The sequence below is a fragment of the Acinetobacter beijerinckii CIP 110307 genome, from assembly GCF_000369005.1.
Lineage (GTDB): Bacteria > Pseudomonadota > Gammaproteobacteria > Pseudomonadales > Moraxellaceae > Acinetobacter > Acinetobacter beijerinckii.
The window spans coordinates 277,727-291,052 of sequence record NZ_KB849766.1; the positions used below are offsets into that span (position 1 = coordinate 277,727).

Genomic DNA, 13,326 nt, shown 5'->3' on the forward strand with positions numbered 1-13,326 from the left:
TTTACCTGTAAAACATAGTTTTTATTGTTTTGTAGGCAAAAAAATTTGCCTACAAATTTTCAAACATCAGCCATCTCAACCAATGTTTAAATTACTCAGTACAATTTCTTTTGTGGTGGACCAGCAAAGTTCAGTGGTCCAATTGAATGCATATCTAGCTCAATCACACTTGGTCCTTGGAAATCAACTGCCTGCTGAATGACTGTTTTAAACTCTTCTGCACTGCCGACTTTCCAACTTTTCACGCCCATCGCCTCACCCAAAGCTTGGTAATCAGGTGTGTGTAATTCGTTGAAATACTGACGTCCACCGAAGTAATTATTTTGAATACCACGCATGACCCCATAACCACCATCATTCATGATCATCAGTACCATATTGGTATTTTCTTGCGCCATCGTCGCCATTTCACCTATGCCTAGCATCAAACCACCATCACCGACTAAACCAATCACTTTTTTGTCAGGATTGGCAATTGAGGCACCAATTGCGGTAGCTAAACCTAGACCAATCGCCCCTGCTAAAGAGTGAATATTTTGATTTGGTGATTGTACTGGAAATAAACGACTGCCCCACGTACTGCCTGACATCGTAATATCACGAACAAAAATGCCATCTTGTGGTAGTGCTGCACGAAGGTGATCACAGATCAACGCATATTGATCAAGCTGTGTACGTAAAGCATTGATTGCTGACTGTTTCGCATCAACAACTGCTGCATCATACTCAGTATCTATTTTAGATACACCTGCTAAACCTGTAAGAACACGTTGCAACACATTTTTGGCATCACCACAAATGAAATTACGAATTTTGTAATTACGTTGTTGTGCAACAGGATTAGCATCGACCTGAATAATATTTTCAGGGAACTGCACTGAATAGGTTTTGGTTTCGTTACTACGCAAACGAGACCCGACTACAACCAATAAATCAGCATCTTTTAAAAGTTGTTCAACGCCTGCTGAGTTATGGAATGCACCTAGACTACGTGGATGATCATCTGCTAACACACCACGCGCATGGGTTGAAGATACTACTGGAATACCCAAGTCAGCAATCGCTTTGACTTCATCCACACTATTGAGCGTACCACCGCCGATCCAAAAAATTGGACGTTTGGCTTTTTTGATTTCATTAACAATCAAATCAACTTCAACTTGATCTGCTTGTGGTAATTCGAGTGCTTTGACTGGACCTAGATTCAGTGGTAGGTCAATTTCTGCCGCTTGAACATCAATCGGTAGCTCAACACTAACAGGCCCCATTGGTACTGTGGTTGCAACACGAATCGCTTCACGGATTACGCCGACCGCATTGTCAGGGCTAGTAATTCGAAAAGCAGCTTTGCTCGATGCACGTAAAAAAGTCAGTTGATCTTTGGTTTCATGAATAAAACTTGCATCACGATCTAAATATTCACGTTCAACTTGGCCTGTTAAATGCAACACTGGACTGCCCGCATTCATTGCTTCAATCAATGAACCTACCGCATTTCCTGCACCTGCACCAGTACTAGTTAAGGCAACGCCCAAACCTTTAAAGCGTGAATGACTATCTGCCATCGTCACTGCACCTGCTTCACCACGCGCCGCGACAAAGCGAATCTTTTCACGGCGACCTACGGCATCAGCAATTGGTAAATTATGAATTGAAATGACGCCGTAGATACTATCAACTTGGTGCGCCTCCAAAACTCGGGCGATTGCTTCGCCTACATTTACACGTTCTGTCATTACCTTATTCCTCAAAAATTTTATTTCATTCCATGAATTTATTAATCGCACCAAGGATTTGGCTGTTCGCTTAATCCCATATAAATACTTTTCTGTTGCATATACGCCAAGATGCCTAAACGACCTTTTTCACGTCCAATTCCACTTTCTTTGAAACCACCAAAAGGTGCAGAAATTGAAAATTTTTTGTAGGTATTGATCCAGACTGTTCCCACTTCTAAAGCACGCGCAAGTTGCCAAGCTTTACGATAGTTTTCAGTCCAAATCCCTGCTGCCAAACCAAAACAACTGTCATTGGCTTGCTGAATCAAATCAGCTTCATCGTCATATTTCATGACTACCAGCACAGGGCCAAAAATTTCTTCCTGACAAGTTTGTGCTGAATTATTGAGACCTGTGATAATGGTCGGTAAATAAAAACTACCCTTTGCCAACTCACCATCAGTCAACGCATGACCACCAACAAGGATCTGCCCTCCTTCTTTTTTGGCTAACTGAACATAAGCATCCACTGATGCTAAGTGTTTAGGATTGATCAACGAACCTAAATGCATCCCTACTGTTTCAGGATGTCCTACGCGCAAGCCTTTGGTAATTTCAACTAGACGCGTTAAGAATTGATCATAAATACTGCGATGCACAAATAAGCGTGATCCTGCAATACATGCCTGTCCTGCTGAACTAAAAATGCCATAAGCCACACCTTTGGCTGCTAGCTCAATATCGGCATCTTGCATGACGATCGTTGGTGATTTTCCACCAAGTTCTAAAGATGTTGTGATCAACTTTTCAGCCGCAATATGTGCTAAATGACGCCCTGTACTCGTTCCACCTGTAAATGAAATTTTGCGTACTAATGGATGCTTTACGATTGCATCACCAATCACCGAACCACGCCCAACCAGTACACTCAATAGACCTTTAGGTAAACCAGCTTCTTCAAAGATTTTTGCTAATTCCAATGCGATTAAAGAAGTCACTTCCGCTGGTTTTAGAATGACTGCATTACCACCTGCTAATGCAGGTGCTAACTTCTGCACTTCACTAGCTATGGGTGAATTCCATGGTGTAATCGCTGCCACAACCCCAACAGGTTCATGCACACTCATGGTCATAAAATCTGGCGCACGTTGTGTCGTCAACTCATCATTTAAGGTTTCACACGCCGCTGCGACATAACGTGCTGTTGCTGCTGCACTCAAGGTTAAAGCACGCGTCTCAGCGAGTGGTTTACCGTTGTCTCTGGTTTGTAGCTTTGAAAGTTCATCAACACGCGCTTCAATAATGTCTGCCACTTTATATAAAATCCGAGCACGCTCATGCGGTAAACTGTTGCGCCACTCTGCTTTTCGCCATGCCAAATCCGCTTTTTCAATCGCTTCATTGACATCATCCAAACTCGCCGTTGAAATCTCAGCATTCACGGATTGATCTGCTGGAAACAGACTTTGAATCGTACCGCCCTTGCCTAATCGCCATTCACCTGCGATATAAATTTCTTTTATCATGATTAAATCCTTTTAAATCTGAATCGCTTGAACACTATTCCGACACGCTCGAATTACACTAAGTGCAGCCAATGTCGAAGTTTTCGGGTTACTCGCCAAAGGCACACCGACCAACTCAATCGTCATTTCACCGAACACACCTTCTGCCACAATGGTGTGCTTGTTTTTATTGATGTTTGGATCAACCGTCAGTTCCACCATGGTTTCATCCATTCCTAAACCTGCAAGCGCAATCGTCGCTGCAACATTGGCATTGGCTGGAAACTTCAATGCAGCTTCACGCGCTGTACCACGAAAAAAAACAGTTACTTCGCTCACCTGATCGAGATCAACCAATTGCTCTGCATAGCTACCACGCCAACTTTTTGGACTTTTGCAGCCCTTATAAGTAACTTTTTCCAAACCACCTTCTTTAGCCGCTGAGATTCCATCAATTCCAGCAATCGCACCTGCCAAAAGATGTAAATGGGCATCGTGTTGTTCAGCAGTATTTTTTAGCTGAATCAAAAAATCGTTATCAGCCAAAGTTCCAACTGAGATCAACCCAATAGTCCAACCCTTTTCCAATACCTTTTGCGCATGCTCTTTCACCGCAGCTTGACCTGCAACTTCAATCACGTAATCAGGTGTGCCATGACATTCATCAATCGAGCTAATCACTTTCACTTCAGATGAAACTTGCGCCTGAACTTTTTCAACACTCCGTGCTGGTACCACAATCCATTTAAGTTGTAAGTCTTGCGGCATATGGGCATATACTTCTGCTGCCATTGCGCCAAAACCAATCATCATCAACTGTTTCATGTGCACACCTTATAAATGCTTATTGAATCCGCCAGAAACATCTAGGGTTGAACCTGTGGTATAGGATGCTAAAGGCGATGCGAGAAAGACCAAGGCACGAGCTGGTTCTTCTGGCTTGCCTAAACGATGCATCGGAATACCACGATTTTTTGCAATATTGCCTGTCCATTGTTCCCATGACAGATTTGGGTCTGAACGCGTTTCAAAACGGCGTTTCCACTGTTCCGACTCGACCATACCAAGTAGGATTGAATTCACACGGATATCATATTGAGTAAACTCATGAGCAAGTGAATGCGTTAAATTTAATAACGCAGCACGTGCAGATGAGGTTGCAATCATGTGAGGCTCAGGTTGCAATGCCAACAATGAGTTCACATTGGTGATTGAGCCACATGCTGAATCTTTTAAATCATTTAAAAATGCGCGAACTGGATGTAATACACTAAAATACTTCAGTTCGATTTCTTTCATCCAATCTTCGTCTTGAGTATTTTCAAAGTTCGACACACGACCTTGCCCTGCGTTATTGATCAACATGTCGACATTACCCAAGTTTTGCTTTACATCTTGTGCAAATCGTTTTACATCTTCTTTGTCCAAAACGTTGCAGATGCTGGTGTAAATATTGGCATGTGGATATTTTTCTAAAATATAAAGTTTCGATGCGGCTAAACGCGCTTCATCTCGACCACACCACGCAACCTTTGCACCTTCTGCAACTAAAATTTCCACAGCAGCCAAACCAATGCCTGACGAGCCACCTGTTACAACTGCTACTTTTCCTTCAACTTGGAAGCTCATATCCATATCTCTCGTTTAATTAATTTGCCGATAAAACAATGTCGTTAAACTGATCAGGTTGATCGACATAACTCAGATGACCTGCATCTGTAATGAGATGACATCGGCTCAATTGCATTTCCATCGCCAGCTCCATGATGGCTTGAGCAGGTGTGATTTCATCTTTATCACCTGCAATCACCACACATAGGACTTTGATATCTGCTAAATAATTTCTAATCTCGTCATACGCCAACAAATACGATGCTCGCGTAAAACCGTCTAAAGTGAGTTGTCCCATCACTTCACTGACCAATGCCAGTGCTTGAGGGTCTTGTTTATAAATTAAATGTGGACCACGGCTTGCCGCCATCCCCGCATTGCCCAAGCTTTTCAACATATTTGGGCGTTTCTGATACACCTGTGCTTTGGTATCCTCATCCGAGCGTTGATAACCCTGTGCTGCATTGGCAATGATTAGGATTTCAACTCGTTCAGGATAAAGATGGGTAAAAGCACTTGCCTGTAATGCGCCTAATGAATGACCGACAATGATGGCTTTAGAAATCACCAATGCATCCATAATCGCTAGTACTCGCTGAGCATAATCGGTTGCATTTGGCTGCTCCGTATCTAAGTTCTCAGATAAGCCATAACCCGGCGCATCCCAAGCAATCACATGAAAATGATGACTAAGTACAGCAAGCTGATTGACCCATGAAGCAGAACCTGAGCTGATACCATGTAAAAGAATCAGTGCTTGTCCTTGCCCAGCTTCGCGATAGGCTTGTACCTGACCATCAATCTCAATGGTTTTCACTGGGTATTGGACTAATGTGTCAATCAAAGTCATCATTTCATTCCTTTGTTGCAGTTAAACGCTTTAATTAACGTTTGATTTGAGACAATGGATGCTCAGGTGGATAGTTCGGAATGGTTGGTTTTCCAGCACCTAACATCACACACATCAAGGCATCTTCTTGACCAGGATTAAACAAACCACGGTAAATACCCGGTGGAATTGAAATCAGATCACGCTCTTTCAATTTGGTCTGGAATTTCTCACCGTTGTGCTCAATGAACAGATCAATCTCGCCACGTAACATGAAGAACACTTCTTCAACATCGTGATGGATATGCAAAGGTCCTTCACATTGCGCAGGTAAAACCATGGTTGAAAAAGTAAAGTTTTCAGCTGGAACCGTATTGCCATCATTGACCACACCTGTTGCGCCAGTACCCATATAGCGCATTTGCGCACGACGATATTTCGGGTCGTAATCTGCTTGGAATTTCAAGGCGTCGAAATCATATTTACGTGTTTCAAAACGTGCGATACGCGTATTTAACCAATCTTGTAAATTTGTACCTTCAGGTTGTGTCCATGATTCAAATTGTTGAGTAGTCATGTTTTAACTCCTAGGGTTTTGATAAATAATTTAATTAATAACGTTTCAGTAAAGGTAATAAGAAGAACGACCCAATCACGGCGACTGCTGCCAAGAAAGTAATTCCTAAATTAAAACTATTGGTTTGCATCACGATGTAACCGATCAGAACAGGTGCAATCGCACTGGCAAAATTACCTAAACCATTGAAAATTCCGCCAGCTGTTGCACCGACATCAGCAGTTGTTACACGGGCAAGTAAGGCAAAGATGGCTGCGACACCAAACCCCCAAGACATTGCACTAAAAGACATAGCAGCGATAACGAGAATCGGATCAGTCATAATGACCATCACATACATAAAGATGCCTGCAACCAATAAACCACCAAAGACTTGAATTGCACGACGACCTAATTTGTCAGAAAGGAATGCACCGATCACTTCACCAATGAGCATTGCTATGAATGGTAAACTTGAATAAATACCAAACTCTTTAAGGTTGAAGCCTTTGTCTTGGATTAAATACGATGGCACCCAACTGTTTAATCCCCACAAATAAGTCATCAATGCAATATTGAAGATACACACCAACCAAAAAGCACGGTTTTGCAATAGAATCTTGGTGTTCTGAATATGACCTTTAAAATTGACACGCTTACTTGTCGCTTCCAACTCAATGGTTTTCTTGAGTTTTAAATTACGTAATCCAAATACAATCGCAATTAAAGCGACGATCGTTAATGCTGCCATTACAAAAAAAGTTGTATGCCAATCATGTTTAGCCAATACCGCTGCGGTGATTGGAAAGCCTAAAAAAGCGCCTATAGGTGTTCCCAATAAAAACATGGTTGATGCACGTGCTTGCTGTCGATCGGTATAGGTTTGTTTAACAATGGTATAAGCCAGTGCGAACAATGGACCTTCTGCCAATCCCAGTAAAACGCGCAGTACTAACATTCCTGAATAGCTGGTGGTAAAGCCCATACAGAACATGAGCACGCCCCAAGAGGCAACACTCCAAAACAGCATTTTCTTTGGATCAAAAATATCTCCAAGAAAACTAAGGAATACTGATGAAAAACCGTAAGCCAATAGAAAACTGGTCATCAACCAACCCAGTTTTGCTTTATCTTGTGCAATTCCCATTGCACCTTGAAAATGTGGATCTGCAAAAAGAACCGCGATACTGATCTTGTCAAAAAATGCGAGCACTACGCATATCATCAGGACAAAAGCAGGCACCCAATGCTTAAATCCACTTTTATCTTCATTACTCATACTTCATTCCTTCGATTGAGTTATGAACCGGAATTAAATGTTTATGGTTTTAATTTCATGACATTAAATTCAGGGTCTGCTAATAGTTTTGCATCTAATAGAGTATTGGACTGCATCCAACGTTTAGCCAGTTTGACCAGTTTTGAATCATTGATGGCGATCATATTAAGTAAATGGTTTTGATCATCTAGATATAAATAACTGCATTGATCATCCGTACTTTTTCGAACAACAATTTGTGCAGTTTTTTCAGGTTGATAAGTCCCTAATATTTGAATATTGAAGTGGTACTGATCTGACCATAACCATGGAATATCGCTATATTCTGTTTCGATACCCAGCATCGATTTTGCAGCTGCAATTGCTTGGTTCTGCGCATTTGCCCATGACTGAATGCAATAACCTAAACTAGGATGGATAGCCACATCACCTGCGGCATAAATATCTTGATCAGAAGTTTGACCAAAACAATTCACCACAATGCCATCTTTGACATCTAATCCCGCATTGACACCAAGCTCTTTAGCAATGTCCGCACCAGCTCCAACCACGACACAATCAAACAACTCGCTGACATTGGGATGATTAACCACTTCAACTTTGCCTTGCCCTGCTTCGATTAAGTGCAAGTTTTTACTATTCAAATGAATTTGCGTACCTTGTTGCTCATGTATCGCTTTCAAAAAATCAGATACATCTGGGCTAACACTTCGAGCACAAAGTCGATCACCATATTCAAAAATATGAACGTCCTTACCCTGTTTTCGTGCAGTTGCTGCAATTTCTAAACCAATCCAACCACCACCAACCACAGCCAATTTTTGAGCATGCTGCAAAATTTCTGCGAGACGTTCGCAATCTTGTACATTACGGAGCGTGACGACATTCGGAATAAACTGCCACGTATTCACAGGTACACGGGCACGACTTCCAGTGGCAATCAATAACTTGTCATAAGGCAATAACTGACCACTGTCCAAGATGACCTGTTTGTGTTGGCGATCCACTTCAGTTGCCACAGCAGGCTTATGCCATTGGATATTAAACTGTTGAACCTGCTCTGTTGAAAATAAGTTTAGACTTTCATAACTTGCTTCTTTAGAAAGCACCTGTTTTGAAAGTGGTGGACGCTCATAAAACACCTGATCTTCATTTGAAATCACATGGATTTCACCTGCAAAACCATTTTGACGTAGTGTACTGACTGCCCAACCTGCGGCTTGTCCTGCACCAACGATAACGATTCTTTCCATAGCATTTCTCCCTGCTTTTAAAGCGTTATGCAGGTTTCACTTGACGGCGAGTATGATCATCTAAACCACCCTCAATCGCCCATTCTGTGAAAAGCTCTAAACGATGTTCCTCGACACGTGGTTGCCATTCTTCAGTCAAATAATCATCATTGGTGTAATACTCAAATGCACCACCCAATGGTGAATTGACGTACCAAAAATATGCTGAGGAAATTGGATGACGCCCTGGTCCAATAAACGTTGACCATTCAGAACGATTCATATTCAAACCACCGCCAATCACTTCATGAATATCACGAACCACAAAAGCAACATGGTTTAAACCAGCAGGTTTGTTTGGAATAGACAATAAAAACAAGTCATGGTGATAACCCTTACCTCGACAACGCAAGAATGCACCACGATTGCGATAAGCGTCTGAAAGATAGAAACCTAGCTTTTCAATATAGAATTTTTCGGTTTTTTCCAAATCAGGTGTGAAAAACACCACATGTCCAATCGCAACAGGCTGACCTTTTTCATACACTGGACTCGCTGCATTAATACGATTGACAGTTCCGTACTGATTAATGCCTTCTGTTCTTAATGTTGGTAGCTCATGAGTGAAACTCTTTTGGAAACGAATCGTCATACCATTCGGGTCTACACATTGCACCATATCAGTCGTTGCTTGAAAGCCCTCAACATCAGCCAAGCGAACCGCTAAATCTGCTAAATCTTGTTGAGGCTGATCAAGTCCCCATGTCACTTCACGCAGGGTTGAACCTGATTCAATCGCTTGCGGTAGACGATTATCATCACAATCAAACAAATAAATTTTGCTACCATTCTGCGTTTGATAAAGATCAGCACCTTCAATATCTGAACTGCCTTGAGCCAATCCAAAGTCTGCCAAAAACTTATTGGAAGCAGCCCTGTCCTCAACACCAAATTTTAAAATCTCAATCCCTGTAATCATGAGACAAACTCCTTAATTAAAGACAAAACCGCCATTTACTGGAATATTTTGACCTGTCACAAAAGAAGACAAATCCGACAGTAAATACAGTGCTGTTCCATTTAAATCTTGTGGTAGTTGCTGACGCTGAATCGCACGACCATTCACATATAAATCATGACGTTCTTGCGGGACATATTCAGTCGCTTCTACAAGTGTTAAACCCGGTGAAAGCGTATTGATACATATGTTGAATTGCCCAAGCTCTCTCGCCATAGAACGTGTCATTGCAACTAATGCGCCTTTGCTGGCTACATATGCCATTAGATTCGGTGCGCCCCACAAAGCTGTATCAGAAGCGACATTAATCACTTTTCCCGCCTCTGCTTGTTTGAGGAATGGCACACATGACTTTGTGACTAACCAGGTGCCTTTGACGTTGATGTTCATGACCCGATCCCAGAGATCAGCGTCATAATCCATCAAACTTTTACCACCAACATTGGTTGCTAGAGCAGCACAATTGACTAAACCGTCTAATCCACCTAAATATTTAACAGCTTGTTCGACAGCCTGCTGAATTGAAACAGCATCAGACAAATCAATTTTGACCGCCTCAACCTTTAAACCTTGTTGCTGAAGTTCAATCGCTTCTTTCTGAACAAGATCATCTAAAATATCCGCCATGACGACTTGAGCACCTGCTTCAGCAATTGCTTGTGCAAAGTCACGCCCCAAGCCTCTTGCCGCGCCTGTGACAAGGACTTTTTTGCCTTGTAACAATGCAACATTAGCCATGCGCTTCTTCCTGCATTTCAATACGGTTTGAGGTATTCAAAGCTGCAATTTTCTTTAACTGCTTTTCTGCTTCTTTTTTCATTAAACGGCGTAAACGAGATAAGCCGATATCATGTTGATAGAGGAATTCTTTTTGACGTGCATTCGGTGCAAGGTTTTCTAAAATAATGCGATCTTGTTCCAATACATCCCAATGCAATTTTTCTAAGTGATTACGGTAAAGGAAACGCCACACATTCCGTTGCCAACCACTGACTTTGCGGCAACGCCAGAAGAATACGCGGGTATTATTGGCATCAATTGGTGTTGCATAACCCACAATCCAAAACTCACCACCCGGCCCAAAATCTTTGCGATAAGGAATCGAGAGACGTAACCAGCTTGCACCTGTATTGGCATATTCAACCCAGTCGAAATTGACACCAATTTGACCTTCTTTCTCAAAAACAAAACCATGCTCAGTTGAACGATGTTTCATTTCCGCGGTGCGATCACCTTCTGCCATTGAGTGCGAAGTACAATGCAAATAACTGCCATGCATTGGGTCCATCACATTGTCAATCGCATACTGATGATTCACTTTCCAATCTGCTTGGCACAGAAATGCACTCCAGTCTTCACTCGCAAGTTGTTCAGGAAAATCGAGTGCTTTCGGTTCTTCATTTGGGTCGATCCCAAACCAAAGGAAAATTGCACCATGTGCTTCGATCACTGGATAGCTCTTAATACATTGAGTGCCTTTCATTGGGCAATCATGTACAGCAGGTACATCTTCGACCACACCATCATGGCGAACTTCGACACCGTGATACCAACAAGCCACACGATTTCCAAGATTCCAACCTAATGAAAGACGTGCGCCACGATGTGGACAACGATCTTCTAAAGCATGGACTTGACCTTGGTCATCACGCCAAACCACAATATTCTCACCCAAACGAGTGATACCCACTGGATTTGCGGCGACTTCCCAACTGGCAAGCACTGGATGCCACTGGTCACGCAAACCTAAATCTAAATATTCTTCAACACTTGGTGTTACTGACGATACTGCTGCGTTCATAATCGTTCTTCCTTGAATCAATAACCTAAACGTTGCATTTCTTCTGAAAAACTATCAGAAGTCCAAAGCTCACCAGACTCACAACGAAAACCTTGCTGGTTTAAAGTCTGAACTAAATCTGCAAGCTCAGTCACACCTGCTGTAAAGGCTTTAATTAGATGCTGAACAAAGTCTTGTTCATATACGGTTGGTTCTTTATAGCGAGTTTGCCAAATTAAAAGTTCTGGCTGCCCCGGAACCTGAATGTTGTTAATTCCTGCTTCTGTTGCTGGCGTGGCATGTATCCAATTCGCTAGCTTTTCATTAAATGTTTTCACGCGATTCCTTCCTTTTAATTAAGACCTAGAGTTGAATTTGTACTTCCTGCCCTTCAACACGTACAGGATAAGTGCATAGATCACGACATCCCGGTCCACTCTTTAGCTCACCCGTTTGAATATCAAAAATCGCTTCATGCAACGGACATTCAACGGTCTGATCTTCAATAAAACCTTCAGTTAATAAGGCATAGGCATGTGGGCAAACATTCTCGATAGCAAAATATTTTTCATCGATGAAAAATACGCCAATTTTCTTACCGTCAACTTCAATGGCTTTTGGCTCGTCTTCGGTGATGTCGTCTTGCTGACAAACTGAGATCCAACTCATCCTTGCATCCTCATTTGTTTTATATATAAAACATTATTTGATATAACAAACTTTAATAAAGAATACTCCTATGATGATTTTTATGTCAAACTATATATATTATTTAAAATCAAATACTTGATGTTTATTACACATTCTTTTACGTTTTACTTGAGAAATTTTGTTTTATATATAAAACTATCTTTTCGTTCTACTTTACAGTTAGAATAGAATCCTAAGAAAATTAAATTTTTATTATTTGCGTTTTTTGTAGGAAAATTAAGCTGATGAACTCAACCATAGAAACAGACTCTCAAGAATCTGAGCTCACAAAAAATGACGATCGCTATTTAGTACCCGGTTTGGTACGTGGCTTGGCAATTTTGCAAGCCTTTAATCAGCAAACCCAAGAAATGACCATCACCGAGATTGCAGAGATTTTGGATGTAAACCGATCTAGTGCTTTTCGTCTGATCTACACCTTAGAATCATGTGGCTTCCTCAGAAAAGCGTCTCAAAAAACCTATGCACTTGATTCAAAAGTGATGGAGCTAGGTTTTAACAGTTTATCAAAGCAATCGCTGTTAGATTTGGCTACACCATTGATGAAAGAACTACGTGATCAAACTAAACTTGCAATACATTTATCGATTTTGGAAGGCACACATATTGTCTTTATCAATAATGTGCAGTCGAATGGTACTTTTAGCAGTAACATTGGTTTGGGTACTCGCTGGCCTGCTCATGCGACTGTGATTGGACAAATGTTATTGGCTGACCTATCTGAAAATGAAATTCGGGATCGTTATAAAAATTTCAATGAGTGGGAAACTTTTTCCGAGTTAACTCCCAAAAATCTCAAAGAATTACTTCAACGCCTCAGCTTTGTTAAAACACAACGATCAATGGTTAGCTGGGGGCATTACAATCATGACATGGCTGCTTGTGGCGCTCCAATTTTCAAACAATCCACTGGTAAAATAACTGCTGTTTTATCTGTCAGTTGTCCTTTAGGCACCTATGATGAACATTATTTTAAAAATGAAATTGCAGACACAGTGATTCAGACCGCTGATAAGATTTCCAAATTTATCTATTGATGATTGATATCATCTCAATTTGAAATAGGTAAAAGTGAGCTTCTAAACGC

14 protein-coding genes are annotated in these 13,326 nt (G+C 41.5%); 1 reads left to right on the top strand and 13 read right to left on the bottom strand.

What is annotated here, in order from left to right:
* Window positions 1-95: 95 nt before the first annotated feature.
* Genes F933_RS14425 through F933_RS14485 form a run of 13 tightly spaced genes read right to left on the bottom strand, consistent with a single transcriptional unit; the run spans window position 96 to window position 12,197 of the window.
* Window positions 96-1,736, bottom strand: coding sequence for a thiamine pyrophosphate-binding protein (locus F933_RS14425; protein ID WP_005062442.1), 1,641 nt, complete (start codon window positions 1,734-1,736; stop codon window positions 96-98).
* Between the two features lie 41 nt (window positions 1,737-1,777).
* Complete coding sequence (locus F933_RS14430) at window positions 1,778-3,244, bottom strand: aldehyde dehydrogenase (RefSeq protein WP_005062445.1); 1,467 nt, start codon at window positions 3,242-3,244, stop codon at window positions 1,778-1,780.
* 12 nt (window positions 3,245-3,256) lie between these two features.
* Entirely contained in the window at window positions 3,257-4,048 is a 792-nt protein-coding gene (locus F933_RS14435) for an aspartate dehydrogenase (protein WP_005062447.1), read from the bottom strand.
* Window positions 4,049-4,057: 9 nt separating this feature from the next.
* A complete protein-coding gene (locus tag F933_RS14440; RefSeq protein ID WP_005062448.1) occupies window positions 4,058-4,852 on the bottom strand; it encodes an SDR family oxidoreductase in 795 nt (264 codons plus the stop codon).
* Window positions 4,853-4,871: 19 nt separating this feature from the next.
* A complete protein-coding gene (locus F933_RS14445) occupies window positions 4,872-5,687 on the bottom strand; it encodes an alpha/beta fold hydrolase (protein WP_005062451.1) in 816 nt (271 codons plus the stop codon).
* A 31-nt stretch (window positions 5,688-5,718) separates the two neighbouring features.
* Window positions 5,719-6,240 (bottom strand): cupin domain-containing protein, encoded by a 522-nt coding sequence (locus F933_RS14450; protein WP_005054729.1) that lies wholly within the window; start codon window positions 6,238-6,240, stop codon window positions 5,719-5,721.
* A gap of 34 nt (window positions 6,241-6,274) precedes the next feature.
* Window positions 6,275-7,498 carry an MFS transporter gene (locus tag F933_RS14455; protein WP_005062453.1) on the bottom strand — a complete coding sequence of 408 codons (1,224 nt, stop codon included), beginning with the start codon at window positions 7,496-7,498 and terminating at the stop codon, window positions 6,275-6,277.
* A 41-nt stretch (window positions 7,499-7,539) separates the two neighbouring features.
* A complete protein-coding gene (locus F933_RS14460) occupies window positions 7,540-8,751 on the bottom strand; it encodes an NAD(P)/FAD-dependent oxidoreductase (RefSeq protein ID WP_005062456.1) in 1,212 nt (403 codons plus the stop codon).
* A 25-nt stretch (window positions 8,752-8,776) separates the two neighbouring features.
* Complete coding sequence (locus tag F933_RS14465; protein ID WP_005062459.1) at window positions 8,777-9,709, bottom strand: VOC family protein; 933 nt, start codon at window positions 9,707-9,709, stop codon at window positions 8,777-8,779.
* 12 nt (window positions 9,710-9,721) lie between these two features.
* Window positions 9,722-10,486 carry an SDR family oxidoreductase gene (locus F933_RS14470; protein ID WP_005062462.1) on the bottom strand — a complete coding sequence of 255 codons (765 nt, stop codon included), beginning with the start codon at window positions 10,484-10,486 and terminating at the stop codon, window positions 9,722-9,724.
* Entirely contained in the window at window positions 10,479-11,549 is a 1,071-nt protein-coding gene (locus F933_RS14475; RefSeq protein ID WP_005062465.1) for an aromatic ring-hydroxylating oxygenase subunit alpha, read from the bottom strand. Before F933_RS14475 ends, F933_RS14470 begins: the two co-directional genes overlap by 8 nt.
* 17 nt (window positions 11,550-11,566) lie before the next feature.
* Complete coding sequence (locus F933_RS14480; RefSeq protein WP_005054741.1) at window positions 11,567-11,866, bottom strand: recombinase-like helix-turn-helix domain-containing protein; 300 nt, start codon at window positions 11,864-11,866, stop codon at window positions 11,567-11,569.
* Window positions 11,867-11,891: 25 nt separating this feature from the next.
* Window positions 11,892-12,197 carry a non-heme iron oxygenase ferredoxin subunit gene (locus tag F933_RS14485; RefSeq protein ID WP_005062468.1) on the bottom strand — a complete coding sequence of 102 codons (306 nt, stop codon included), beginning with the start codon at window positions 12,195-12,197 and terminating at the stop codon, window positions 11,892-11,894.
* 266 nt (window positions 12,198-12,463) lie between these two features.
* Between F933_RS14485 and F933_RS14490 the strand changes: the two genes are divergently transcribed.
* On the top strand, window positions 12,464-13,276 hold the full coding sequence (locus tag F933_RS14490; protein ID WP_005062470.1) for an IclR family transcriptional regulator: 813 nt from the start codon (window positions 12,464-12,466) through the stop codon (window positions 13,274-13,276).
* Window positions 13,277-13,326 lie beyond the last annotated feature (50 nt).

Excerpts from the sequence above, each read along its gene's own strand:
- F933_RS14455 (WP_005062453.1), bottom strand. The coding sequence starts at position 7,498 with ATGAGTAATGAAGATAAAAGTGGATTTAAGCATTGGGTGCCTGCTTTT.
- F933_RS14445 (WP_005062451.1), bottom strand. The coding sequence starts at position 5,687 with ATGATGACTTTGATTGACACATTAGTCCAATACCCAGTGAAAACCATT.
- F933_RS14465 (WP_005062459.1), bottom strand. The coding sequence starts at position 9,709 with ATGATTACAGGGATTGAGATTTTAAAATTTGGTGTTGAGGACAGGGCT.
- F933_RS14440 (WP_005062448.1), bottom strand. The coding sequence starts at position 4,852 with ATGAGCTTCCAAGTTGAAGGAAAAGTAGCAGTTGTAACAGGTGGCTCG.
- F933_RS14450 (WP_005054729.1), bottom strand. The coding sequence starts at position 6,240 with ATGACTACTCAACAATTTGAATCATGGACACAACCTGAAGGTACAAAT.
- F933_RS14470 (WP_005062462.1), bottom strand. The coding sequence starts at position 10,486 with ATGGCTAATGTTGCATTGTTACAAGGCAAAAAAGTCCTTGTCACAGGC.
- F933_RS14485 (WP_005062468.1), bottom strand. The coding sequence starts at position 12,197 with ATGAGTTGGATCTCAGTTTGTCAGCAAGACGACATCACCGAAGACGAG.
- F933_RS14435 (WP_005062447.1), bottom strand. The coding sequence starts at position 4,048 with ATGAAACAGTTGATGATGATTGGTTTTGGCGCAATGGCAGCAGAAGTA.
- F933_RS14430 (WP_005062445.1), bottom strand. The coding sequence starts at position 3,244 with ATGATAAAAGAAATTTATATCGCAGGTGAATGGCGATTAGGCAAGGGC.
- F933_RS14490 (WP_005062470.1), top strand. The coding sequence starts at position 12,464 with ATGAACTCAACCATAGAAACAGACTCTCAAGAATCTGAGCTCACAAAA.
- F933_RS14460 (WP_005062456.1), bottom strand. The coding sequence starts at position 8,751 with ATGGAAAGAATCGTTATCGTTGGTGCAGGACAAGCCGCAGGTTGGGCA.
- F933_RS14475 (WP_005062465.1), bottom strand. The coding sequence starts at position 11,549 with ATGAACGCAGCAGTATCGTCAGTAACACCAAGTGTTGAAGAATATTTA.
- F933_RS14425 (WP_005062442.1), bottom strand. The coding sequence starts at position 1,736 with ATGACAGAACGTGTAAATGTAGGCGAAGCAATCGCCCGAGTTTTGGAG.